Annotated in this window: 19 protein-coding genes; 8 read left to right on the top strand and 11 right to left on the bottom strand. The window is 64.6% G+C overall.

Annotated elements, in window-relative coordinates; translation table 11 throughout:
• The first annotated feature begins 11 nt into the window (after positions 1-11).
• From WS61_RS10860 to WS61_RS33070, 3 genes are read left to right on the top strand one after another with little or no spacing between them, the layout of a single operon-like run.
• A complete protein-coding gene (locus WS61_RS10860; protein WP_059500477.1) occupies positions 12-1,097 on the top strand; it encodes a hypothetical protein in 1,086 nt (361 codons plus the stop codon).
• A 24-nt stretch (positions 1,098-1,121) separates the two neighbouring features.
• Positions 1,122-1,742, top strand: coding sequence for a hypothetical protein (locus WS61_RS10865; protein ID WP_059500478.1), 621 nt, complete (start codon positions 1,122-1,124; stop codon positions 1,740-1,742).
• The gene (locus WS61_RS33070; protein WP_257127244.1) at positions 1,742-2,065 is read left to right on the top strand and encodes a hypothetical protein; all 324 of its coding nucleotides are present in this window, start codon (positions 1,742-1,744) and stop codon (positions 2,063-2,065) included. The genes WS61_RS10865 and WS61_RS33070 overlap by 1 nt, the downstream gene beginning before the upstream one ends.
• 164 nt (positions 2,066-2,229) lie before the next feature.
• Here the strand turns inward: WS61_RS33070 and WS61_RS10870 are convergent, their stop codons facing one another.
• The gene (locus tag WS61_RS10870; RefSeq protein ID WP_257127245.1) at positions 2,230-2,919 is read right to left on the bottom strand and encodes a hypothetical protein; all 690 of its coding nucleotides are present in this window, start codon (positions 2,917-2,919) and stop codon (positions 2,230-2,232) included.
• An 88-nt stretch (positions 2,920-3,007) separates the two neighbouring features.
• Here WS61_RS10870 and WS61_RS33075 point away from each other — a divergent pair, with 88 nt between their 5' ends.
• From WS61_RS33075 to WS61_RS10880, 3 genes are read left to right on the top strand one after another with little or no spacing between them, the layout of a single operon-like run.
• Positions 3,008-3,535 carry a transposase gene (locus WS61_RS33075; protein ID WP_095211676.1) on the top strand — a complete coding sequence of 176 codons (528 nt, stop codon included), beginning with the start codon at positions 3,008-3,010 and terminating at the stop codon, positions 3,533-3,535.
• Entirely contained in the window at positions 3,511-3,864 is a 354-nt protein-coding gene (tnpB, locus tag WS61_RS10875) for an IS66 family insertion sequence element accessory protein TnpB (RefSeq protein ID WP_059500480.1), read from the top strand. Before WS61_RS33075 ends, tnpB begins: the two co-directional genes overlap by 25 nt.
• A gap of 30 nt (positions 3,865-3,894) precedes the next feature.
• Positions 3,895-5,475: an IS66 family transposase gene (locus tag WS61_RS10880; RefSeq protein ID WP_059500481.1), complete on the top strand. Its 1,581-nt coding sequence runs from the start codon at positions 3,895-3,897 to the stop codon at positions 5,473-5,475.
• A 582-nt stretch (positions 5,476-6,057) separates the two neighbouring features.
• On the opposite strand, the gene WS61_RS10885 is transcribed toward WS61_RS10880, so the two are convergent.
• The 6 genes from WS61_RS10885 to WS61_RS10905 form a co-directional block, all read right to left on the bottom strand.
• Positions 6,058-6,603, bottom strand: coding sequence for a DUF4303 domain-containing protein (locus WS61_RS10885; protein WP_059500482.1), 546 nt, complete (start codon positions 6,601-6,603; stop codon positions 6,058-6,060).
• Positions 6,604-6,623: 20 nt separating this feature from the next.
• Positions 6,624-10,997: an RHS repeat-associated core domain-containing protein gene (locus tag WS61_RS10890; RefSeq protein ID WP_059500483.1), complete on the bottom strand. Its 4,374-nt coding sequence runs from the start codon at positions 10,995-10,997 to the stop codon at positions 6,624-6,626.
• A gap of 13 nt (positions 10,998-11,010) precedes the next feature.
• The gene (locus WS61_RS10895; RefSeq protein WP_059500484.1) at positions 11,011-11,436 is read right to left on the bottom strand and encodes a DUF1795 domain-containing protein; all 426 of its coding nucleotides are present in this window, start codon (positions 11,434-11,436) and stop codon (positions 11,011-11,013) included.
• Between the two features lie 16 nt (positions 11,437-11,452).
• Positions 11,453-13,576: a type VI secretion system Vgr family protein gene (locus WS61_RS10900; RefSeq protein WP_059500485.1), complete on the bottom strand. Its 2,124-nt coding sequence runs from the start codon at positions 13,574-13,576 to the stop codon at positions 11,453-11,455.
• A gap of 868 nt (positions 13,577-14,444) precedes the next feature.
• The gene (locus WS61_RS33095) at positions 14,445-14,741 is read right to left on the bottom strand and encodes an H-NS family nucleoid-associated regulatory protein (protein ID WP_095211679.1); all 297 of its coding nucleotides are present in this window, start codon (positions 14,739-14,741) and stop codon (positions 14,445-14,447) included.
• A gap of 120 nt (positions 14,742-14,861) precedes the next feature.
• Positions 14,862-15,050 (bottom strand): hypothetical protein, encoded by a 189-nt coding sequence (locus WS61_RS10905; RefSeq protein WP_059500486.1) that lies wholly within the window; start codon positions 15,048-15,050, stop codon positions 14,862-14,864.
• Positions 15,051-15,927: 877 nt separating this feature from the next.
• On the opposite strand from WS61_RS10905, the gene WS61_RS10910 reads away from it, so the two are divergent.
• Positions 15,928-16,164 (top strand): hypothetical protein, encoded by a 237-nt coding sequence (locus WS61_RS10910; protein WP_059500521.1) that lies wholly within the window; start codon positions 15,928-15,930, stop codon positions 16,162-16,164.
• Positions 16,165-16,188: 24 nt separating this feature from the next.
• Here WS61_RS10910 and WS61_RS10915 read toward each other — a convergent pair whose 3' ends face one another.
• Complete coding sequence (locus tag WS61_RS10915) at positions 16,189-17,439, bottom strand: phosphatidylserine decarboxylase family protein (protein ID WP_059500487.1); 1,251 nt, start codon at positions 17,437-17,439, stop codon at positions 16,189-16,191.
• Between the two features lie 52 nt (positions 17,440-17,491).
• Between WS61_RS10915 and WS61_RS34830 the strand changes: the two genes are divergently transcribed.
• On the top strand, positions 17,492-17,815 hold the full coding sequence (locus WS61_RS34830; protein WP_157692723.1) for a hypothetical protein: 324 nt from the start codon (positions 17,492-17,494) through the stop codon (positions 17,813-17,815).
• Between the two features lie 154 nt (positions 17,816-17,969).
• Here the strand turns inward: WS61_RS34830 and treY are convergent, their stop codons facing one another.
• The 3 genes from treY to treZ are packed head-to-tail and all read right to left on the bottom strand — an operon-like array spanning position 17,970 to position 24,825.
• Positions 17,970-20,735, bottom strand: a complete 2,766-nt coding sequence (treY, locus tag WS61_RS10925) for a malto-oligosyltrehalose synthase (protein ID WP_059500489.1) — start codon at positions 20,733-20,735, stop codon at positions 17,970-17,972.
• Positions 20,732-22,957 (bottom strand): 4-alpha-glucanotransferase, encoded by a 2,226-nt coding sequence (malQ, locus tag WS61_RS10930; RefSeq protein WP_059500490.1) that lies wholly within the window; start codon positions 22,955-22,957, stop codon positions 20,732-20,734. The genes treY and malQ overlap by 4 nt, the downstream gene beginning before the upstream one ends.
• Positions 22,954-24,825, bottom strand: a complete 1,872-nt coding sequence (gene treZ / locus WS61_RS10935; RefSeq protein WP_059500491.1) for a malto-oligosyltrehalose trehalohydrolase — start codon at positions 24,823-24,825, stop codon at positions 22,954-22,956. The genes malQ and treZ overlap by 4 nt, the downstream gene beginning before the upstream one ends.
• Between the last annotated feature and the right edge of the window lie 5 nt (positions 24,826-24,830).

Consider the following 24,830-nt stretch of genomic DNA (forward strand, 5'->3'; position numbering starts at 1 on the left):
GGAGCCCTCTGATGCGCAAGGAATACGAACTGCAGACCGACGTGCTCGCGACGATCGTTGCCGCCGTGCCGGTTACGCCGAAGCATGCCGAGTTGCTGACCGAGTTCGCAACACGCACCGACTATCGCGGCGCACGCTACGCGGTGACACGCGACGAGTTCTCCGAACGGCCGGCGCGCGTGATCGATGCGGAGGGCCGCGAAATCGCGGCCGACTATCACGCGTGGATCGACGCGGAGCTCGACGCCCACGGCGGCTCGGTGCAGGACGTGTTGCTTGCGCACCGGGATGCCGGTTATCAGCTGGTCGAGGTCCAGCCGCTGTTGCACTACTTCGTGTACGACCGCGGCGGCGACCAGGACAATTTCGTGCAGATCGAGGTGTGGGAAGAACAGGAGTTCGTCGAGCGCGAAGTGTTTCCGCGCACCCCGCCGTGGCGCCTGCCGGATACGCGGGACTTGCGCTCGGGGTGGCACGACATGCCCGTCGAACGGTTCGAGCGGCGCACGCTCGGCGCGCCGCGCTATCGCCTGGAGGTCGTGATCGACATGAAGCACTTTTCGGCACTGGCCGAGGCGACCTATAACGAGCGTCGGCAGCGCGACGGCGATCGGCAATTGGTCGAGCGCAACGTCGACACGTGCGAATCGCGCGTGATCAGCGTGCGCGAACTCACGCCCGGCTACGACAATCAACAATGGCGGGGCCGCCGATTCTTCGACGATTGGGCCGCGTCGAGCGCCGGCCGCGCTGGCGAGCGCGTGTGTCAGCGGTGGGTGTTCTCCACCGAGGACTATTTCGACCCGCGCACTGGCCGCGACATGAACTTCGTGCCGCGCTGGACCCATACGCGCAAGATCGCGGCACTGAAGAACACCGCGAAGCTCGACGTGTACAGCCTCGCCGGCAAGCTGACGCAATTCGACGAGCGGATCGGCCACCGGTTCGCCTGGTACTTCTACGGCCTGCACGGCAACCTGATCCTGAGTGGACAGATGGAGCGCATGCTGGAGGCCGCCGAGGCGGGCCTGATCGTATTGCCCGAACACGACTACCAGGTGCTGCGGCGCTGGGGCGACGATCAATACGGATTTTGACGGGAATCCCCGAGGAGTACAGCGATGAAGGAAACAACGACCGTCAATCTGCGGGGTACCTACTTCTGGCCGATCGACGAAGTCCCCGCCAAGCAAATCCAGTGGACCGGTATCGACCTGTCCGACGTACTCGATGGGCCCCTGCCAGGTCTCTGCGCGTATTACGGGCACTCCGCGCGTCACGCGGTCAGCGTCGACCACCAGCGCGTTTTCCAGAACGGGGGGAGCGGCCGAGCGAAGGGCGAACGCCCGACCCGCGCAATCGCGACGCTCGAGCTGGACGTCGCGCTGACCAATCCGGTGCCGGGCAGTACGAACCCGATTGACCGGTGGAAGCGTGTGGACACGCCAGTGCTCGATCTCCGCCAGGACCGCTATCCTCGCGACTTGCTGCCGCTGCTCGAGGCCAAGTATGGAGCGAAGCGCCGCCGCGGGGTATGCGCAGCGCTGAGCGCGGCGCCGACCCGAGCGCGGGAGCTCCTCTTCGACCTCCCGCATCTCGAAGCGGTCGTGATGCCACTTCACTGCAAGGACGATACGCACCGCATAGTAATGTGGGTGGTCGATCCGGCAAAGACCGTTACGCGGATCGCCTCGCCGCTGTCAGGGATCACGTTCTCACTGCCCACGCGGCAAGATTTGTAATGCTCAATCACGGTGAAGGGTTGGTTGAAGTAATGCAGCAGAACACGGCTTACCGCATGCGTCCGGATGCTGTTCGTGTGCTCGATCATTATCTGACGGAGGAGCGCCGACACGCTGACAGCCAAGCGCTGCAGCGAAAGGTGATGATCCTCGGTGGAGTGGCCGCTTTTGCGACCTTGGTGCAAGCCGCTGCGAACGTCAAGCAGGCATGGTTCGAAAAGCCGGTTAGCGAGGCTCCGGCCGTCCATTCACCACGCGACGGCGCGGCCGCCGCGGCGCGATCATCCTCTGTCGCGGCTGCACAAATACGAGGTGCTCAATGAAGGGGCGCAGCCCGCTCGGCGTCTGTAGACGCCGAGCTGGTCGCTTGAATGAGGCGTCGTGCGGCACTGATCTGCGCGACGTTGCGCGACACGCTGCTGATCGCCGCAAGCGAACGCGCGACATCGATTCACATGCGAAAGTGTATTCGCATGTTGCTAGGTGGTTACCAAAATTCGACACCCCGAGCACCAGCTCGCTTGTAAGCCGCCTGGTGGAAATCCTGCAGGTCGAAAGCACGGCGACGCGTGTCCAACGCGCAGATGGCTGCGGCCTCGACTACAAATCGAGCAGGCGCGAATCGATCTACATCGATCGCATTGCGGCGCACCCAGCCGGTTTTTCCCCACGCCTCAATTAACTCCATATTCCCGAGCAGTCGGTCGAACGCATCGACCCGTTCGAGGAAGCAGGCCCGCGTGTTTTCGTCCGAGAACACGTCGGTTGCGACGGTCGCGAGAGCAAGCTCGTAAGGGCCAGGATCCGCACCGTAGAACGAAATCAGCATCCCGCGAATTTTCGAAACCCGGCGAGCATCGACCAACACCTCGCCATCGTAGATTGCGCCGGCCAACTCGAAGGCGGTACAGAACAAGCGTGGTATCAACAAAGGGACGATCACGATGGCCTCCGGTGCTGTAGCGAGTACGGTATAGGCGAACGCGGCTGTTACCGCAAGCAGTCCCGATTTATTGTCCGTTCGCGTAATCCCGACTCGTTCCAGAGGGCGTTGCACCGAGCGTCCAGCATAGTCGATCGTAGTGAAATTTGCGTTATCCTGCTGCGGTGATCGTGTGACCAAACAACTCTTCATGCTGATTCGCAAACAAGGACGGATAGTCAGGTTGGTGCGCATTGAACGTAAGCGGTCGAGTATCGACGTCTACCCGAAAGTGCTCTGAGCAAGGAGTATAGGTGTCCACCTATTCGGAAGGTGGACACTTATGGCTGACAAAGACTCAGAGTTAAGAGTAGTTCGTCACAGCAGCGATGGCCGTCGCCGCTATGACGAGAAAGGCAAACGGGCCCTCGTTGAGGCAGCGCTTCAACCCGGTGTCTCCGTTGCCCGTCTCGCGCAGGAGCATGGGATCAATGCCAACCTGCTGCGCAAGTGGATCACGAAATACCTGATGGAGCGCGAGAAAGGCATCTCGTCAACGTCGCAGAACAATGGCAGCGACGAGCGCGATCTGCCGAGGCCGGATGAAATTGACGGCGTCGCCATCGATCTCCCCGGTTCGCGTAAAGCGGCCGCGGTCACGGTAGTTCCATCCGCGTTCGTTCCGGTTGTGTCAGTACCGCAGGTGCCGGCGCCCACATCTCCATCACCATCGATGACACTCGCGCTACAGGTGCGGCTGGCGAACGGCGTCGAACTCGAACTTGGCAAGGCAATCGCGACCATCGACGAGTTGACAACCCTGGTTCAGATTCTGGGGAGGATGCCGTGTTCCGGTTCGACGACGATCTGAAAGTCTACCTGCATCGCGATCCCGTCGACTTCCGCTATAGCATGAACAGCCTGTCGATCCTCGTCGAGCAGTCGATGCGTCTGAACCCGATGGATGCTTCTCTCTACGTGTTTGGCAATCGACGTCGTGATCGGATCAAGATCCTCGGTTGGGATGGGAACGGGTTCTGGCTGCTGATGAAGCGCCTCGAGGCTGACCGTTTCACCTGGCCCGACAAAAAGACCGAAGTCGTGACGATGACGACCGCCCTTCTGCATGCGCTGCTCGATGGTGATGACATTACCACGATCCAACGGCATCCGAAGCGAGAATATCGTCGCGTCAGTTGAACGTGCGATCGGCATGCCAGTCAAAGCAGCATGCCGCTCCAGGTCACCATCACCGCCGACGAACTTGCTGCGCTGCTCGCGATACGCGAGGCGTACGATTCGCTGCAGCGCGAACATGAAGAGGCTCGCAGTGCGCTGCGTCTGGTGACTGCTGAACGCGATCTCGCCGAAGAACGGCTGCGAGCCTACCGAAACGAATTGTTCGGTGCGAAGAGCGAATCACGGACCTCGGATCAACTCGGTCTGTTCAATGAAGCGGAGGCAATCGGCGCGAACGCGACGCCCGCGCAGGAAGATATCCCGGACACCACGGTTGCTGCACATACGCGCAAGAAGCGTGGCCATCGCAAGCCGCTTGATCCCAACTTGCCGCGCGAGGTCGTGCGGCACGAACTACCCGAAGCTGAGCGCTTCTGCGCCCACGACGGACACGCGCTCGTCGAGTTCGGCGTGGAGATCAGCGAACAGCTCGATGTGATTCCGGAGCAGCTTCGCGTGATTCAGCACCAGCGCGTCAAGTATGCGTGCCCATGTTGCGATCTCGGCATCAAGGTTACACCGGCGCCGGCGCGTATCATCCCTCGCGGACTGTTGAGCGAGTCGGCGCTCGCGTGGATCGCCACTGGCAAGTATCAGTTCGGCATGCCTTTGTATCGCCAGGCTGGCCTACTGCGCCGCTTCGGCGGCGACATCTCGTCGAACACGATCGCCGCCAGCGTGGTCCGCGTCGGCCTCGCGGCGCAGCCCGTGATCAACCTGATGCGCGACGCACTGCTCGAGGCCGAACTGATCTACTGCGACGAGACGACGTTCCAGGTCCTGAAGGAGAAAGGTCGCCGGCCCCAAACGAAGAGTTATCTCTGGCTGCAGATGAGCGGTTCGGGAACGCCAATCCACTGCTTCACCTATACGCCCGGGCGAGGCGCCAAGCTGGCCGACAAGCTGTTCGCCGGCATCCGCAAGGGCGCGGTCCTGATGACGGATGGCTACGAGCCCTATAACGACATCGCACGGCGTTACGAGCTCGAACACCTCGGATGTTGGGTGCACCTGAGGCGCTACTTCGTCAAGGCCGAAGACAGTGTGCCGAAAGCCGCACGCACACCAGATCTACTTGCGACGCGCTTCATCAAGCTGATCGGCAAGCTGTTCGCTGCGGAAGCGCGTACCGAAACGTGGCAGGCCGAGCGTCGACAGCGTTTACGACGACGATACAGTGCCCGCGTACTCGACACTATCCAAGCACTGGCGCTCGAGCAGTCGCCGGGTGTCGTGCCGAAGAGCTTGCTCGGCAAGGGCCTCACCTATCTGCGTGAGCAGTGGCCGAAGTTGATCCGTTACATCGAAAACGGCAACTGGCCGGTTAGCAATAATCCCTGTGAAAACTCGATTCGCCCGTTCTGCGTAGGTCGCCGCTCGTGGTTGTTTGCTGACACCGTGAACGGCGCGACGGCGAGTGCGAACCTCTACTCGTTGATCGAGACGTGTCGCGCGAATCGTATCGATCCCTACCGCTACCTCACTTGGCTGTTCCAGCGTCTGCCGTTGGCGAAAACCGCCGACGACTACGACGCGCTGCTTCCCTGGAAGCTGCCGGCCGACCTCCGCTGACATACGTTCCTACTACACCTCACGTGCTCCGCCATCTCGCTCTGAGGGGCGTCGCTAATGGATCGCATACCATTGAACCGTCGAAAGGGGCCGACACGGGCGGGCGATCGCGCGACTGCCGTCAAGGTGTTCGTCGTGTTGTCGGTGCGTTTCACATCGACGAACCAGTGCCACCGACGTTGCTGAACGCGTTGAGTCGCAACGAACGCCGGACGCTTTCGTGTTGGATGGCTGTCTATCGCGAAGAGCAGGCCCGTGCACGAGCCGTGCCGGTTCTCGCCACGGTCGCCCAGCAATTCGACACAATCGTTGCAGCATTAGATGCTGCTGCCGATACTCTGCCGGTCGCGGACGCCGAGCACCTGTGGGCGCAATTGCAGGCTATCTCTCGCGCGCTGAAGCGGGCAGGGCATGCGCGACCGCGAGCTGCACGTCGGCCGGCTCGACCGGCACCTGGTCAACGAGATTTCTTTTGTGAAACCGACGAACTTGTGCAGCCTGCCCGACAGTAAGTGATCGTCGGCATCGTGACCTTGTCAAGTCTCAATCCGCGGCCGGTGCCTCTGATGGGTATTTCCGCTGCTAGTCGTAGCGCTTGATGAAGCGATCGAACACGGAAGGCGGGTTCAATACCTTGGCCGATTTGTTCTCTAGATCCACGGACCCGTCGTCATCACTGATCGTGACGAACAGCGTGATTTTCTCGCGCTCCGCACCGGTTCCGAACAGTCCTTCCTGATCGAGAAGTCGCAGCGCCTCGATCATGTCGCTCTGGAGATCTTCAAAAAAGACGTGAAACTTCGCTTCCGGAAAGTTCGGTCCAAGTACCGTGTCGGCCAACCTTTTGCATAAGGGATTGAACGAGTCCGACTCGGCTGCTTCATACGCCCATTCGCCGGTCGCCCACGTGAACTCCGGAGCATCTTCGTCGTCACCGATTTCCATCTGTTCGCGGACCCGCTTCAACCCCTCCTCAGTATTGGCGGCCGGCACGACGGTCATCGCGCCACTGTCGGTGTAGAGAGCAAAAGCATAAAAATGTTCGTCGGGATGTGCCGCAAGAAGGGCGCGGTAAGTCACTCGCGCCGCGTCGGCAATCTCCCGCGCGAAATCAGGAAACACGCTCATATTGACCCTCGCTGTATGACCTAGTCGTTGTTACCTAGAAAAACTTCTCGACCGATTCGTTGTAGTTCGGCCCGCATTGCTGCTTGTCCTTCAGCGCGCGGCAGATCCATCGCGCTGATTCTAGCATCGGACTTTTCCCACGCATCGGCTACCGCCTTCGCGTTAACTGCGGAGTGGCCCTCGTTGGGTGCCCACATCAAGGCGTCCTTGTCGTATACCGGATCAATATCCCATTTCTTCGCGACTGCACGGCTTCTCTCAAGCTGCTTCAAGATGGACGGGCGCGTCTTGAAATCCCCCTTGAAGATGATGTGGTGGGCGTGCGGCTTGATCATTCCCTCCGGCGCCTTCGTGCCGGATATCTTCTCGAAGTACCTCCCCCAGCAGTCCTGTAACCCCAGCGGGTCCATGAACTCTATAGGATTGTGCACGTAAGATTGTGTTCGGTATCCGCCTTCGAGTCCGATCGGATCGCTGCTCAGGTATTGTCCAGAGTCGGGGTCATAGTATCGATGGAGGTTGTAGCTCAGGCCAGTCTCGTCGTCTGCCCACTGACCCGGGAATCGATGCGACGAGTCGACAATGGTGCTTATCGGTTCGTTCGCCGCTGCTCGGGGCGGTAACTTTTTTCCCCAGAGCGAATAGGAGCCGGTCCAAACAGCCTTCCCGGTCGAATCAAACACGGCCCTCGGCAGCCCAATCTGATCCGTCACGATCGGGTAAAGGCCGTCGTCGGTCTCTTGCGCGAGGGGCAGATACGTGTTGGGTTCGATGTGCCAGGTGACACATTGGCCGGTGGTGCCGTCTCGCATCTCGACCCATTGCTCTGCGAGCGTGGCGCCGTCCCAAAGGAACCGTGTAGCTTGCCTGTCTCCGACGTGTCGCTTCTCGATGCGTCGGTCGAACGCATCGTAGCCATAGGACCAGACTCCTCGTTCGGGCGTTACGACCTTCACCAGACGATTCAGGCCGTCCCAGGTGTACAGCCACGTCTGGGCTCGGAATCCCGGGCGGGCGACGGTCTTTTCGATTGTCCGCCCCCGCTTGTCATAGCGGTACCTGATGTACCCGACTTGCTCTGGCAGTCCGCCTGGCCGATACATGTGAGCATCCACGGCGTCTTGGTGGCCATGCGCCGCAACGTTCATCGCCGCGTCGTAGCGGAAATGCTCGGACGGGTGAAAGAGGCTCGTCGCGGACACGACCTGCCCACGTGCGTCGTACTTGACCTCGAGCGAATCGGTGTTCGTTTGCAGACGCTCCAGTTGGCCCGCTTGATCGTATTCATAGACTTGGCGGGTCAATTGCTCGATCGCGCGAACAGAATCGGTTTGCAGAGCTTCGAACGCGGCACGCGGCCCGGCAACTTGGCGCTGAAGCCGTCCCACGGGATCGTAGTCCTGCCGCGAGAGGAAGTCGCCGAATTGTCCGCCGGTCATTCGCCCAAGGCCATCTCGATGGATCGCTAGACCGGCAACCTTCGAGCAAGCTCCCAGGGCGTCGTACGCATATGCAGTTTCACGTCGCGGCGTCGTACGCACGAGACGCCTTCCCTCCGCATCGTACATGTGACGTAGGAGTTCGCCGTTCTGGTCTTCGGCAATAAGCCGGCCGCCACAGTCATACGCGAAATTCGTGATATGCGTCGCTTCGCCGTTCACCGAGGTGGCCGATGCGAGATGACCACTTGCGTCGTAGCGGTAGAGGAGCTTGGCGTCGCCGGCGTCGATTTCGACGACTCGGTCGTACAGATCGTAGGCGTAGCGCCATTGACCTCCATCGGGAAGCGTCTTTGCAAGGAGCTTGCCAGTCGCATCGCGCGCGTAGCGCGTCTCGCGCCCACCCCAGTCGATTTCGCCGACGAGACGGCCGGTGGCGTCGTATTGATAGGTGTAAGTTTCGCCGAGCTGATTGACAACGCGTGTCAGGCGGGTCGCATGATCGTATTCGAATTGGATCATGTGGCCTGTCGCGTCGATCGTCGAAGTTAAGAGATCGAAGGGGCCGTAGGTTCTTTTCGTCGTTCGTCCGAGCGGATCGATCCACTCGACGGGCAAGCCCTCGCTGTTATAGCGCACACGCAACACCGAACCGTCTGGACGTGTGAGAGCGGTCAACTGTCCGCGGGGATTGTCGGGCCCGTCGACGTAGCTGAAGCGGGTCGTTGCGCCGTCCGGCATGGTCTCTTCTAGCACGCGGCCAAGCAGATCGACCTTGCGCAGCAACTTTGCGCCAGAGGGCAGCTCAACAGAGCGAGGACGATGGTGCTCGTCGTAACTAAGCTTCGTTTCGCGCTCGCCCTGAACGATTCGCAAGAGCTCGCCCCGGGCGCCATACCGATAGCTCGTTCGCACGCCGTCGGCGTCGGTGCGTGCGATGATGCGGCGCAGATGGTCGTACTCCCACTGAATCTTGCTTCCGTTCGGTTGAATTGCGGAAAGCAAAAGCTGCGAATCGTCGTATTCGAACTGCAACGCGCGGCCACCGTGGTCCTCAACCTCGACCAACAAACCGACGTCGTTATAGCGGAACGTGGTCCGCCTGCCGAGCGCATCGGTCCTGGCAGTGAGATGGCCGAACATCCACTCATTCCGGACACATGCACCGGTTGGATCGGTCTCCGCGATCACCATGCCGTCGTCGTCGTACTCGAACACACGCTGTCCGTCTGCGTCGATCACCCGAGTCAGGCGGCTTTCGTATATGAAACGACCAGTGTGGTAGCCCTCGGCGGTGCCGGTCTCGATCACTCGTCCGTCAGAATCATAGAGATACCGAACATCGGTCTGGTCACTGTCGCGCCAGCGGACCATCCACCCATCGGCGTCGTACTCGTAGTGAAACTGCCCGAACTGATAGCTCGTGACGTCGGCGAGCGTACCGCCGCGATAACGGTACTCGACGAGAGTGCGCGGCGTACTGTCGTTCTCGTGAAGAACTATGCGATCCGGATTCGCATCGCGTGCGTGATAGTGCACGTCAACGGTGTATCCGTCTGTATGTTCGAGGCGAGAAAGTCGATTTGAGCCATCGTAGGAGAGGGTGATTGCGTTGCCGTCGAGATCTTCAATGCGCTCAAGTCGAGACTCACGCCCGTCCATCAATGGCGCAAAAATAAGGAGTACGCGGGAATCTCTGTCCACGATGCGTGGTTCTTCGCGGCTTCCGACGAGTCGATATCGCGGCGCAGTGACATTGATGGAATTGAGCGCCATCTCTGGTGCATCGAATCCGATCGCGAGGCCTGCACCGTTGTGGAAGTACACGAATCGTCCGTCGATGATCGATAGCCGTTGCGACCACGAATCGGACCAGCGTGGGCCCAACATTCCTCTGTCATCCGAACGTGTCCGGTAACGACGAGTCAGCTCGAGCGGGAGCACGCCAGGGATCGATAGGTCGGTTCGAATTTCGAGCAGCTCACCGGACACCGGGTCGACCGGGTCTTTACATAGGGAGCGGGTTGCGTCGTCGATGCCCAGACGCTTTGCGGACACCCGTGCGATCGCGCCCCCGGCGATCCCGCCGATCAGGCCAGCAATGAATTCCTGCGTTGCCGATAGTTCAGGGTTCTTCGGCCCGTATTGCCCAGTTGTCTTGTCGATGAAGATGCTTTTGCGGCCGGAGTTGATCTTGCCGCTGCAATGAGTCTCGTGCCCGATTCGGACGAGCGGCAGACCGTTGACGAATACGGTTTTGCTACCTTGAACCAGCGGCTGCGGACCGGAATGGTGATCGCACTGCACGATGTCCGTTACGCGGGCAACCTTCTTTCCTTCGAAGAAGACGTTGCTCGAGCCAGTCTTGATCTGCCCGCAATCACTTCCCATGCTCTGGCTTGCGGAGGCGAGGGCACTGCCAAGGCTGAGGCCGGCGCCCAGTGCCGCGCCGGCTAAAACCACTCCGAGCACGCCTCCAGTGGCGATCGTTGCAGCCAGTAGGGCGCCAACGGCGACGCCGACGGCGATGCCGGCGACAATGCCCCAGAAGCCGGAGGAGTGGGCAACTGCATCGCCGACACAAGCCGGATGGGGCGCGCCGCGGCCGATCGTCAAACCCAGCGCGTCACCTGCGCCGACAAATCGATCAGCCATCCATCCGGTGAACCCAACCTCATCGAGGCCCCACGCGACACCGGCGGCTATGACCGCGGGGGCGGCGGCCAACGCGCCGGCTCCTAACGCAGCGGCGCCGGTCGCGCCAGCCCCTATCGCGGCGGCGCCGGCGGCGTACCCCGCATAGCCGACGCCGGCGCCAAGCATCGCGTAATTAGCGCCGGCGACATACTTCATCTGCTGCTGCTTAACGAGGTCGCCGTCTTCCAGTTTTTGGAGATTCGCAAGGCGCTCGTCGGCGCTACCGGTCGGTTCCTCGAAGTTCTGGTTCTCGGCCATAGGACATTCCGGTTCAGGCAGGCGCGCGGAGCTGCAGGCTCTGTAAGACGCCCCGAATCTGCTCGCGCTGGGATTCGCTTATCGTCCCGGGGGATGTGAACGTGAGCATTAGGACGATGTGGCCGTACTCCACCATGGTCATTTGTTGGTGGATCGGTGCACCATTGTTCGTCCACTTGAACTCGTGGGTTTGGGCCTGTCGATCCGAAACGGAATTCGGGGACGTTTCGATTGCGTTGTAGTCTGGGACAGTGCGCGCGAGTTTGGAGATTTCGTTCGCCGCGTACTCGTCGAACTCCATGCCCCACGGGAGCGGCTCGCGCGAGATGACGAAACTAACGCCCTCGGTCCCTGTAGCGGCCGAGACGAACACGTTCATTGATTTGTCCAACCACTCCGCAGGGATCGCGAGTTCGCCCTCTTGCATTCGGTACGCCATGGTCCGTCCTATTCTGTCAGCCGTTCTTCGGGTTAATGTGCGTAGTGGGCGCCTGCGCAATGATCATGCTTTCGTTGATCCGAATGATGGAACCGCCCTTGTAGATTTCGATAGAGTCGCCGGTCATGTGGATCTTTGTGCCATCGTCACCGCCGACCTTGATCCAGAGTTCCTTCGTTTCAATCGTATGGACGCCTTGGGGCGTTTGATGAAGCGTGTTGCCCTGTGCCACTACGTCCGTTTGATTGCCGACAGATACGGTGGTCGTGTGGTTACCTTCGGCCACATGAATTGTGCGATCGCCCTTTAAAACCTTCGTCGACTGCGCGTCCTGGACGACCGTGTGCATGTCCTTTTGGGCGTGCATATACAGCAGCTGCGCACCGTTGACGTCGCTCATAAGCAACTCGTTCCCACCTTCGCCTTTGTGGGTTTGGCTCTTGATACCCATTGTTTGGCCGGCCGCGCCGTGGTAAGGATTCCCTTGCTCACCATTGAACACGCGGCCCACGACGACGGGATTATCGGGGTCCCCTTGATTGAACGACACGATCACTTCTTGGCCGATTCTGGGGATTGCTGCCGCACCCCAACCGGCGCCGGCCCATGGCTGCGAGACGCGTATCCACATCGAATCGGATCCGTCCATCTTGCCGCGGCGGTCCCACAAAAAGTGGAGCTTCACGCAGCTGCCGTTCGTGTGAATCTGTTCGCCCTTCGGGCCGACGACGATGGCGGACTGTGTGCCGTTGACGACAGGCTTCGGCGTCGTCCGCTGCGGCCGGAAGGGGATTTTTATGGGCAGTAGAGAGAAGCTGTTGCGATAGGGCAGCTTCGAAGCGTGCTGTGTGTAGTCGTTCACCGCTTCGTGTCGAACGTGAAGGACTGCGTAGTCTTGGTTATTCGCGAGGACGGGGTGTCCTGTCACGCTCACCCGGCCGGCCGTTGTCATCCGCCAGGCGAAGCCGCGGCCAACGAATCGGTGCGCCTGGGCCTCTTCGGCTTCCATCGCGTATCGTGCGTAGCGATTTCCGTCGTCGCTGTGGTCATACAGTGACTGGTGCTCGTATCGCTCTGTCGTTCCGAGGCGCGCGTGATCGAGGTTTTGCGGCCCGGCCTCGACGAGCATCAACGGCGACGACGGCTGCTGGTGGTTGAAGTCCCGATACGTTACCTTTCCGACACCGAACCGGCGCCCTTCGTGGAGCTGGTCAATTCCGTTGAACTCGCTCGATTGGCTATCCGCAAATGGGACCGAGGCGAGCCCTTCGATGGGCTTAAACGCGAGGTTGCTGTCACCGATCGCAAGGATATGCTTGTCCTTCTCGTAGCGATGCGTCCAGATCAACCCTTCCTGCTCCATCAGCCGCGCGCAGAAATTGAAATAGGACTCCTGGTACATCACGACGTACTCGATGGGTTTCTGGGTCGAATGAATCTCGAATGCGAAGTCGGCGAACCCGTGTTCCTGGAAAATCTCGCGCAGGATGTCCTGGGCGGTCTTGTTCTGGAAAATCCGGCAGTCGGTAGAGCGCGTCAGGAACCAGAACCAGGGAACGACCGTCATGTGATATTGGGTGACCCGGCCGGGATTGCCGGCACGGTCGAAGGACGAGACATAGCCGTCAAAGTATCGGAAGTCGTCGCCCCCGCCGGTCGCAACGATCCGGTCAAGGGTAGAAAGGCTGGCTTGGTGATCGAGCTTGAGCTTCACCTGTTGCCCGATCAGCTTGTCGGGCGTCAAGTCGTGTGCGTGGGATAGCAGGTCGAGATGAATCTCAGGCAGCCGGTTCACATACTCATCGACGATCGCTGCGCTGACCAGCAGGACGTCCGGCCCCAGTGGTGTCTCGAGCGTTACGTAGCGGTTGAGTTGCGTGAGCTTCGCGACGCCGCCAGTCGCGGTGTTAATCGCGTCGGCAATCGACGATGGCGTCTTCTCCATCAGCGAGAAACCGGTCTGCGCTAGCTGCATGGCGCGCTGAACGGTGTCGAGATGGCCGGCGACTCCAGCAAGGGGGCCTATATTGCCGGCGACAGTAGATGCGACCGGACCAGCGAGCCCGCCGAGAGCGCTCAGCGAGCCGAACGGGCTGCCGCCCATACCGCCGGGAGGGCCGCCATTTGGCGCAAAACTCATTGTTCTTCCTTCGTCTCAGGTTCCGCCGGCCAGGCCGGACGGCCTGAGGCATCGCTAATTTAGGGGAAAACGAGAGGTTACGGAAGTCTCGCACAAACGTTTTACAGATTCTGACAATTTCACGCCGGACGGGGCAGAATCTGCGCCGGCTGTGTTTCGGCTTCGGCTGGCGGGAGCCACCCGAGGGGACAGAGGCGAGGGAGGAGAATCCAGCGCGCAAGTGGCCTGAAGCGAAGGCGCGGCGCGGCCAGATAGGCCTGGACGGCCGCGCAGGTACCGTACATGCGGAAGCGGTCCGACTGCATGAAATGGTCCGACCCTATGGTGATCCGCAGGTCTTCGTAGGCAGATCAGGTGGGACTACTTTCGAGGCGATCGACCAGAAGGGACGGAGGCGGGCGAGAGTGTCGGCCCGGACTCGTTAGAGCAGAGACATCTGGATTGAATCGCTCTCTAGAACGGCGTGAGCGACATCACTTTTGGGGCGCTCGCGCCGCTCGGATCGTTGTTCATTCTCGGGTAGAGGGTCACCGCCGGCGCTCGGCCCGAACTTGCGTACCCACTCGACACCGAGTACGTCGGAGGAGAAAGCAACGCCCGGCGCGACCCGTACAAGCTGGCTCATCCGACGATCCTCTTAGAGAGAATGAATATCGAAGTGTGAAGCTGCGTATCGTGCGCTGCAGTTCCAAACTTCGACGTCGTCACGGGTAAAGGTAGTCCATCCATCCGTGACGATCATCTCCGCGCACGGAAATACGTCGCGATGTCCGTTTGCTGTTGCTGCGACGATCGTACGCTCACGACACGTCGCCCAGTACTTTCCATCGGACAGAGGTGGGGCATCGTGATCAACTGTCAACTCGGCTCACTGTTCGATCAGAAAACGATCGCGATTCTTGGCTTTCGCAATCCACTGCGGTGCTTTACCGCGGCCGCTCCACGTCGCGCCGCTCTTCGGATCGCGATATTTCGGCGCAATCGGAGCGCGGGGGCTCGCTGCAACGGCGCGCCGTCTACCGAAAATCTGTTCGGGTGTGATGTCGTATTCGGCAACCTGTTCACGGATCGAGGTGATGATAGCGTCGAGTTCGGCAAGTCGAGCCTCTTCCGCTTGCTGTGCCAGTGCGTCTGCCTGCGCTTTAAGTTCGAGATAAGTAGACATATTTGGAGCAGGATTCCGTTGTTGGAAAGTGGTGCGGGAAGCAATGCGCACAGCTTCGACGCATTGTTGCGGCTTGTCAAATCGCCTCTACGGCACAGGCGGAAATACGGCTGGACGGCATCATTGGCCAATGAGCACTGCAAGCGCTTGGAGGCATACCGGGAAGCCAAACAGTACAGTGGGGATCGCAATGAACACGGCAATGACTATCGTGAGCGGATCTGATTTTTTGACCCCGATCGCGCCTGTGATCAGGAAAACGTTAGTCGCGACGACTGTGACGACAACCTTGATAATGAGTGATGTCATTCTTTCAACCCGGATTGGCTTGTCTTAAAAAAGCAGATGACGGTGTCGCGGGCCATCTGCAAAAAATCAGTTAGGAGTACGTTTGACATAATTGTATTCATCGGGAGCGCGTATAGCAGTTCGCGCGATCCCGTGCGTGACCCGGCGGTATCGATGACGGTATCTCTAAAGAGGCCGTCACCGAGATGTGCGGTCTTCGTGAATTTTCAACGAAAACATGCCTCGATTTTCCGGTGTGGTCCCTCCAGTACCGGCAACAGCCAGCCGGATTCTTCGGTATCTTTGACGGTATCGTCGCTACGCGACCGCGTGGAAGCGGCGCCTCCGCAAGGGTTCAGCCCATCGGTTGACAATCGAGTGGGGATGCTACTTCGCAGGATGAGCTACGCGTGCGGTAGGTGAGCTGAGAGTGACAAAAGCCACGCGCCTTTTGCAAGATTACTCACGTAGCCGCCAGTCGCGCCTCACGATTCCGATCAGGCTGGAGTGTCTCAAAAGTGGTACAAGCGGATGTAGCAATGACCTGCGTGGAGGCCGGTCTGGGCATGTCGCTGGGAAGTATGGGTAGGATGATGGGTACGCGGTAATCGGGAAGAGTGGAAGTCAAACCTGGCGGGGCATTACAGGCGATAGTTGTAGTTTGCTGCCTCCGCCACCTTCACTCGCCCGCCCTTACATGCCGTTGAAAACTTTGCAGCGGCCCGAACGCGCCGTCCGGTGCCATATCGCGCGGCGTGCGCACGGCACGGACACCGCTCGCACGCCGCCGATTGGCACGATCCCTGCGTGCTCGTCACGTCGCCGGCGCGCGCTTCGCGTCGGCTGCCGATGCGGCGCCGGTGTCGCGTCGCGCGTAGCCGCCAACGGGGAAACGAGCATGCTGACCGCCCATGAATTTGCCGCGCTGTTCCTTGTGCACCACGCGCCGGAACAGATCCAAATCGACCGCGACGACGTCGTCGCACTCGTCGAGCAACAACTGATCGTGCTGCAGCGCGACGACGCATCGGGCGCACGCCGGCCCGCATTGACGGCCGACGGACTGTCGGTGCTGCGGTGCGTGCAGCGTCACGACGCCGACGAATCCCGTGCGATCGACGTCGGCGATGCGTGACGCACCGGGCGCGCGCGGCGGCACTCACCGCGCGATCGCGACGGACGCATTGACCTGCACGACCGGCGGCTGGCCTTCGAACGGCGGCGCGTGCAGAAAGCGGTCGATCACGCCGGGCTCGAACAGCAGGCAGTAGGTCGAGCCGCCGAACTGGAAGTAGCCGATCTCGTCGCCCTTGTCGACGCGCTGGCCCGGCACGACCTCGATCACGCACGACGACACGTCGCCCATCCCGACGAACACGGCCGCCACGGTGCCGATGCCGGGATCGTCGCTCGCGATCGCGACCACCGCGCGCGCGGCGACGGCCGTCATGTAGCCCTGCGAGTCGTTGAGCCCGGCCGGGTCCGGGCCTTCCGCTTCGGCGACCGAGTAATACGTGCCGTCCACCCGATACGCGTGCGTGACGACGCCGCGCACCGGCGCATGCCAGCGGTGGTAGTTGTACGCACTGAGGTAGGCCTGGTAGACGTCGCCGCCGACGAAGCGCTCGGCGAGCGGCAGCCATGCGGGCGTGAACAGGTCGCGCAGCGAATACGGCTGCGCCTTGATCCAGAACGTGTCGCGCAGCTTCACGTTGGTTTCGGTGTGATAGGGCGCGGCTTCGCACGCGCTGACGATCACGTGAGGATCGTCGGGCGCCGCAACGGGCCGCGCGCCGTCGCGGAAACGGCGCGTGAAGAAATCGTTCCACGAATCGAAGCCCCAGTGCGGCTGGTCTTCGCGATACTGGAACTGCGAGAGCCCCAGACGCTTGCGTGCGGCGTCGCAGAACCAGCCGTCGGGCGCCGACGTGTCGAGATGCGCGCGCGAATGCGGGCCGCCGAGGAAATCGCACCAGACGTTCAGCACGCGTTTCAACTGCGCATTGACGGCCGCGTCGCGAAACACCGCATGGCCCGACGGCATGCACATCGGCCAGTCGAAGAACGCGTTCAACGGGCACACGATCAGGCTTTCCTCGCTGAACGGCGGCGTGTAGGTCATCAGATGGTCGAGCACGGTCATCAGCTCGCCGATCGACGCATAGCCGAGCCGGTACCCCGCTTCCCGCGCTTCGTCGATCGCGCGGCTCAGGCTCATGCGCAACACGGCGTTGTCGTCGAACAGCCGCGCGAGTGCCTGCACGGCCGGCGTGCGCAGCCGGTCGCCGGCCTGCGCGTGCGCTTCGCTCGCGATTTTTTCGCGGAACGCGGCCATGTGCGATTCCTCGGTGGCCATCCATCCGCCGAGGCGGCGGCGTGTGGCGGGCGGCGTGTTGCGATTCGTCGGCATCGTCACCTCCGGAACGGTTGCGGTCGAACCGGGATAGCAAGACGCTTGCCCGATGGGCGGCACCGAAATTGCGGCGTTCGAGCGACCGGTTCTTTCGATGACTCAGGGAGAAGAAATGGCTACAGATTCGAACGCACGACAGACGAACGACGCGGCGACGGACGAACGCCGCCGCAACGGACAGCGGACCGTGACGCCGACGCGCAAGCCAGCACGCACGCATGCGGCGGTGTCGCGCGACGGCGCGCGGCGGCCCGAGCGCGGGAGCGGTAGTGCAAAAGGAAACGGACCGGTGACGCCGAGCCGTGGAGAAGAGGCATCGAAGCCGCTGTGGGAGGACGACAGCGGGACGATGCCGCCGGAAGAATGGTCGTGAGATGCCGACGTCCATCGTGTGCGGCACAAAATCGCTTACGAGCGGGCGTTTCGGTTGAAATTCGATTACGCGTGCACAAAATCGATTATGTATCGCACGTTTTGCACAAAATCGATTTCGGTGACGCAGGGCTGGCACCTATTCGGCGTCGGCCTCACTTTCCACGCCGCGCCGCAACGAGCACCGCAACGGGTAACTCGGCCAGGTAGCGATCGAGCGCCAGTGCACCGTCCGGCGTATCGATCGCTTGCTCCGCATTCAGCCAGTCGACCCACGGCCCTTCCACCCCGCGCGGCAGCACGACCGCCGTATCGCCCCATTCCCGAGGCGCCACACGCGGCAACCCCGGCGCTTCGCCCAGCAACCGGCACGCGAGCCGCGTCGCGACCACCACCACGGTCGCGGCGTCGTCGCACCGCGCGAACGCCACCGCATGCCTCCCGAGCGTGCCGCGCACGCGCAGCGGAACGTACGCGCCGTCCGCGAACGTCGCCGGCCACCGCGCACGCAGCGCCAGCATCCGCTCGATCAGCGCGCGCTTCACGCGCGCATCGGCCCACGTCGGCAGATACGACGCGACCGGTCCGTCGACCGGCTGCGCCGCCAGCGTCGCGAACGGCACGTCGCGCCGGTTGTCCGGATCGACGAGCGAGTGATCCCATGACTCGGTACCTTGATACAGGTCGGGCACGCCGGGCGACGCGATCCGCAGCGCGGTTTGCGTCAGGCTGTTGACGACGCCTGCCGGCGCGATCCGCGCGACGAACGCGTGCAGCCGATGCGGAAAATCGCCGGCGCCGCGCGGCGTCAGGATCGCGCGAACGAACGCTTCGCAGCCGCGCTCGTAATCCGGCTCGGGCGCGAGCCAGTCGGTGTATTGCTTCGCTTCGCGCAGCGCCTTCGTCTGCCATTGCACGACGCGCGTCGCGAGCGCGGCGAGCCCCGCCGCATCGTCGGGCGCGAGCGTCGGCGGCCAGCAGCCGACCAGCGTCTGGTACAGCATCGCCTCGGCGGCCGGCCCGGGCGTCCACGCGAGGTCGCGGTGCGCGCCGCCGCGATGCGGCAGGTTCAGCGCCGACCAGTCGAGCGACACCGCGCGCCACGCATCGGGCGCTTCGCTCAGCACCGCGAGCCGCGCACGCGCGTCCTCGCCGCGCTTGTGGTCGTGCGTGGCCGTCGCGACGAGCCCGTGCGGCACGGTGCGCGCGCGGCGCCGGTTGCGCGCATGGAAGGCGCCGCGCGACAGGCTGAAGTCGCCGGCGTCGGCGCCAACCTCGTTGCGCGACAGCAGCCGGCCATAGCGATAGTTGGCCGTATCCTCCACGCCCTTCGCGGCCAGCGGCGCGGTGAGCTGCGCGAACGCGACACGCGCCGCGGCCAGCGCGTCCGGGTTCGCACGCGGCACGCGCACGACCGGCAGGCCGAGCCACGCGGCGACGCGTTCGAGCGCGAACCGGTCGGCCGGATCGACCGCCGCGTACGCACCGTCGTACGCATGCGCGAGGACGCGACGGTCGGCCTCGGCGAGTTCGTCGCCCGGTGCCGGATACATCCGGTACACAGGGAGCCGCACCGCGAGCTCGCCGAGCACGCGCTGGATCGCGATTCGACTGACGTCGCGCGTCGCCGGCGATGCGCGCGCGATCCCGTGCAGCAACCGCGCGACCCGCGCATGCTCGACGGCGAGCTGGCGCATCAGCACGCGCCGCTTGCCGTCGAGGGCTTCCTGCGCGAACGTGCGTGCGGAACCCGATACGGCCGCCCAGTGCGCGGCGAGCGGTTCGGCGCCCGCCGGGTCGTGCAGCAGCGCGCCGACGTCGTTCATGAAGTCGTAGCCGGTGGTGCCGTCGACGGCCCAGTCGGTGCGCAGCGCCTCGCCGGGCGCGAGGATCTTCTCGACGACGACGTAGGGTCGCGCGTCGCGCTGCGCGGCGAGCCGCGCGTGCAGCCGGCGGCAATACGCGCCGGGGTTGGCGAGGCCGTCGACGTGATCGACGCGCACGCCGTCGACGAGCCCGGCCGCATGGAGGCGCAGCGGCAGCGCATGCACGGCGTCGAACACCGCGTCATCGTCGACCCGCACGGCCGCGAGCGTCGCGATGTCGAAGAAGCGCCGCCAGTTCAGTTCGTCGGCGGCCGTTCGCCACCATGCGAGCCGGTAGTGCTGACGTTCGAGCAGCCGGTGCAGGCACGCGCGCGAGCGCGCGCGGCGCGGGTCGGCGCCGCGCAATATCGCGTCGAACGCGTGCGGGCCGTGCGCGCGCGCATGGTCGCGCAGCGCCGCATGGGCGGCGGCGAGCCGCGCGCTGTCGCGTGCCGGCGCGGCGTCGAAGCGCTCGGCGAGCGCGTTCAGGTCCGCGCGGTTCGCGATGCGCAGGATCTCCGCGTAGGTGGCGACGGCGACCGGCAGCTGCCGCCCCGGGCACGCGATGGTGAAGCGGCCCGTGGCCGGATCGGCACGCAGCGTGATGTCGCCGGCCGCGAGCGCGTCGCCGTACGGCGCGCCGAGGCACGGCAGCAGCACCTTGCCGTCGAGCGCCGGGTCGGGCGGGTGCCAGTCGATGTCGAAGGTGCGCGCGTACAGGCTCGCCGGTCCCCATTCGAGCACGTCGTTCCACCAGCCGTTCGACGAGCCGCCGACGCCCATGTGATTCGGCACGATGTCGACGATGATGCCGAGGCCGCGCGCGCGCAGCGCGTCGACGAGCCGCATGAAGCCGGCTTCGCCGCCGAGTTCCGCGCCGAGCGCGCCGTAGTCGACGGTGTCGTAGCCATGCAGCGAGCCGGGTTCGGCCGTCGACACCGGCGACAGGTACAGGTGGCTGACGCCGAGCCGCGCGAAGTAGTCGACGTGCGCGGCCGCGTCGTCGAACGTGAAGCCAGCATGCAGCTGCAGTCGCAGCGTCGCGCGCGGGATCATGGGCCGTGCCTCGGCGCGCGGCGCGCGTGCACGACCGCGGCGATGCGGGCGCGCACGTCGGCGTCGAACAGCGTGTCGATCGTGCGCGGCAGCCGCTGCCGCCAGTTCGGATGGCCGCACGGCGGCCCCGGCAGATTCGGCTGCGCGTCGAGCGCCAGCAGATCCTCGAGCGGCAGCAGCGCGAGCGGCGACGGGCCGCTCGCGACATATCGGAGGATCGCGGTCACCGGCGGCATGTCGGCAGGCGGCATCGCGGCGCCGGCCGGCACGCACCCGGCCTCCTGCAGCGCGCGCCACAGCGCCGTGCGCTCGCCGGCGCGTTCCGCGTGAGCGGCGAGCAGCTCGGCAGGCGGCGCCGGCGGAGGCGTCGGGTTGCCGGGTTCGGGGCGCTGCACGGTGTCGTGTCCGAACGCCATGCTTTGCACGATCTCGTCCGAATCGTGCGCGCTCGCGTCGTCCGGCGCCGGGGCGGCGACGTCGCGCGGCGGCGTGGCGTCGTGTCGTTTCGCGGCTTCGGCGTCGGCTGCGATGCGCCGCCATCCGAGATCGACGCCGCGCCACCAGCCGGCCACGGTCGGCAAATCGTGCGTCGAGGTCGTCGCGATCGCATCGCGATCCCACGCGGACGGTGGCCGGAACGCGCCATTCGCCTCGCGCTCGAACCACAGCACGCGCATGCCCGCGACACCTTGCGCGCCGAGCCGTTCGCGCAATCCGGCCGGCACGGTGCCGAGATCCTCGCCGATCGCGATCGCGCGATGGCGGGCCGCCTCGAGCGCGACGAGCCGCACCAGATCGTCGAGCGGGTAGCGCAGGTACGCGCCGCTGCGCGGCGAGCCGCCGTCCGGCACGACCCACATCCGCGCGAAGCCGAGCACGTGATCGATACGGATGCCGCCCGCATGCGCGAACGCGGCGCGCAGCAGCTCGATGAACGGCACGAAGCCGTCCGCGCGCAGCGCCTCGGGCGACCACGTCGTCACGCCCCACGCCTGGCCGGCCGCGTTGAACAGGTCGGGCGGCGCGCCGAGCGACACGCCGCGCAGCAGCGTCGTGCCGTGCGCCCACGCGTCGCTCCCGGCGCGATCCGAGCCGACCGCGAGATCGGCGATCAGCCCGGTCGCCATGCCCGCGCCGCGCGCCGCGTGCTGCGCGTCGCCGAGCGCGCGCGACGCGCACCATTGCAGGAACGTGTGGAATGCGATCGTGTCGGCATGCGCGTGCGCGAACGCGTCGACTTCCGCCGATCCCGGCATGCGCCATGGCGCGGGCCACTGCCGCCAGTCCGCGCCGATCCCGTGCTCGATGCAGAACGCCTGCAGCGCATCGAAGCGCGCATGCGCGTCGAGCGCCGCGCCGCCCGCCGCGCGAAAACGCTGGTACGTGTCGCGCGACGGGTCGTCGCTGGCGCGCCACGCGTCGAAGCACGCACGCAGGCGGCGCAGCTTCATCGGCAGCACGCGGGGCCAGTCGATCAGCGCGGTGTCGGCCGTGGCCGCGGATGCGCGGGACGCGGCATCGGCGCCCGGCACCGCGTTGCAGTCGAGATACGCGACGTTGTGCCAGCGTCGCGACGACGGCGAATACGGGCTGTCGTGCGCGGGGAGCGCCGGGTAGCCGGCGTGCGTCGGGCTGATCGCCACCGCCTGCGCGCCGTGGCGCGCCGCCTGCGCGGCCAGCCGCGCGAGCGCCGTGTAGTCGCCCGCGCCGTCGTCGCCGGCGCGGCGCAGGCTGTAGAGCTGCGCCGCGATGCCCCAGCGTCTCGCGTCGTGCCTGCGTGCGAATGCGTCGAACGGCTGCGCGCGCGGCGGAGCGATCGCCAGGCCGATGCGCTGCTCGCCGACGTCGAGCGCGTGATAGCCGGGCATCGCGAGCGGCGGCAGCGTGCCGTGTTCGCCTGCGTCGCCCACGCGCCCGTCCACGTGCCCGCCGGTTTCGAGCGAGATCCGGAAGCGCGCGCCCGGCGACGCGACGGTCGCGGGCAGCGTCAGCGGCAGGCCGGCGTCGCCGGTCACGACGCGCGGCGGCGACGCGTTCGCGTCGGCGAGCGCCGCCGCGCTGTCGACCCGCTGGATCGCGGTGCCGCACGGCCAGCCGAGCGCGTCGACGAGCGCGACGAGCGCGTCGTCGTCCACGCGGCGCGCGACGCCGCCCGCGTCGGTCCAGTCGGGCTCCAGCCCGGCCGCACGGGCGAGCGCGGCGATCGGGACGTCGGTCGTCATGATGGGCTCCGTCCGTTCGCACGATGCTGCCGCGCATCCTGGTTGACCGCGCCGTCGCGCCACACGATGCACGCGCGCGGCGGCAATTGCCGGCCCGGCAGCCGGTCGCGTGCGCGCGGCGGCGTTTCGAACACGATCTTGCCGACCGGTAGCGCGGGCAGCGCCGCGTCGTGCGAGCCGAGGTTCAGCGCGATCGTCAGCGTGCTGGCGTCGCCGAGGCGCCAGCGCGCGACGAGCGCCTGCGGGTCGCCGTCGCCCGCGAGCAGGTCGACGCCGAGCGACTGCGCACCGGCCAGGTGCGGCGTCACGAGCGCCGCGCGCACGGCCAGCGCGCTGCGGTAGAACCGCCGCCACGCGGCCGCGTCGGGCCACGATTCGTCGGGCGGATGGTGCGACGACGAACGCACGAACGTGGCGATGTCGTTCGGGTCGGGAATCGCGTCGCGATGCGCGGCGTCGGCGAACGCGGGAAACGCGGCGAATTCGCGGCGCCGGCCGTCGCGCACCGCGTCGGCGAGCGCGCCGCGATAGTCGGTGAAGAACTGGAACGGCTGCGTGCTGCCGTCTTCCTCGCCCATGAACAGCAGCGGAATCGAGGGCGCGAGCAGCATCAGCGCGGTCGCCGCGCGTACCGCGTCGTCGTTCGCGAGTGCACGCAGCCGTTCGCCGAACGCACGATTGCCGATCTGGTCGTGGTTCTGCAGGAACGCGACGAACGCGGTCGGCGGCAAATGCGCGCTCGGCTCGCCGCGTGCGGCGCCGTCGTGCAGCGGCGACGGCTCGCCCTGGTACGCGAAGCCTTCGCCGAGCGTGCGCGCGAAATGGCGCAGCGGCGCGTCGGCGTAGGCGCGGTAGTAGCCGTCGCGCTCGCCGGTCAGCAGCACGTGCGCGCTGTTGTGGAAGTCGTCGTTCCATTGCGCGTCGAAGCCGCCGGGGCCGAGCAGGCTCGCGGTATTGCGCTCGTTCTCCAGCACGAGATGCACGTGGCGCGCATCGCCCGCGTACGCGCGCACGCGGCGCGCGAGTTCGCGCAGCCACGCGTCGTCGTCGATCGCGTGCGCGGCGTCGATGCGCAACCCGTCGAAACGGTATTCGTCGAGCCAGTACAGTGCGTTGTCGATGAAGAACGCGCTCGTCTGCGGGCGGGAGAAGTCGATCGCCGGCCCCCACGCGGTCTGCCGGTCCGCGCGGAAGAACTCGGGCGCGTAGCGCGGCAGCAGGTTGCCTTCGGGGCCGAAGTGGTTGTACACGACGTCGAGGAACACCTGCAGCCCGAGCCCGTGCGCGGTGTCGACCAGCGATTTCAGCTCCTCGGGCCGCCCGTACGACGCATCGGGCGCGAACGGCAGCACGCCGTCGTAGCCCCAGTTGCGCGCGCCGGGGAATGCATTGACGGGCATCAGCTCGATCGCGGTCACGCCGAGTTCGGCGATCGACGGCAGCCGCCGCTCGACGGCCGCGTAGCCGCCGCATGCGCCGACGTGCAGCTCGTACAGCACCGTCTCGTGCCACGGGCGGCCGCGCCACCCGTCGTGGCGCCAGCGGTACGCGGCCGGATCGACGACCTGGCTCGGGCCCAGCACGTCGTAGGGCTGAAAGCGCGACGCGGGATCGGCTACCGCGAGCGCGTCGTCGAGCAGATAGCGATACAGCGTGCCGGGGCCGCACGGCGCGACCGTCTCGAACCAGCCGTCGCCGGCCGGCGTCATCGGAATCGCGCGGCCGCCTTCGTCCTGCAGCTCGACGGCGGCCGTGCGGCTCGCGGGCGCCCACAGCCGGAAGCGCGTGCGCTCGGCATCGACGCAGGTCGCGCCGAACGACGATTCGAATGCATGCGTGCCGGTGGGGCGCGCGGAACGGGTGGTCATGGCGG

It is taken from the genome of Burkholderia sp. ABCPW 11 (genome assembly GCF_001523445.1).
Lineage (GTDB): Bacteria > Pseudomonadota > Gammaproteobacteria > Burkholderiales > Burkholderiaceae > Burkholderia.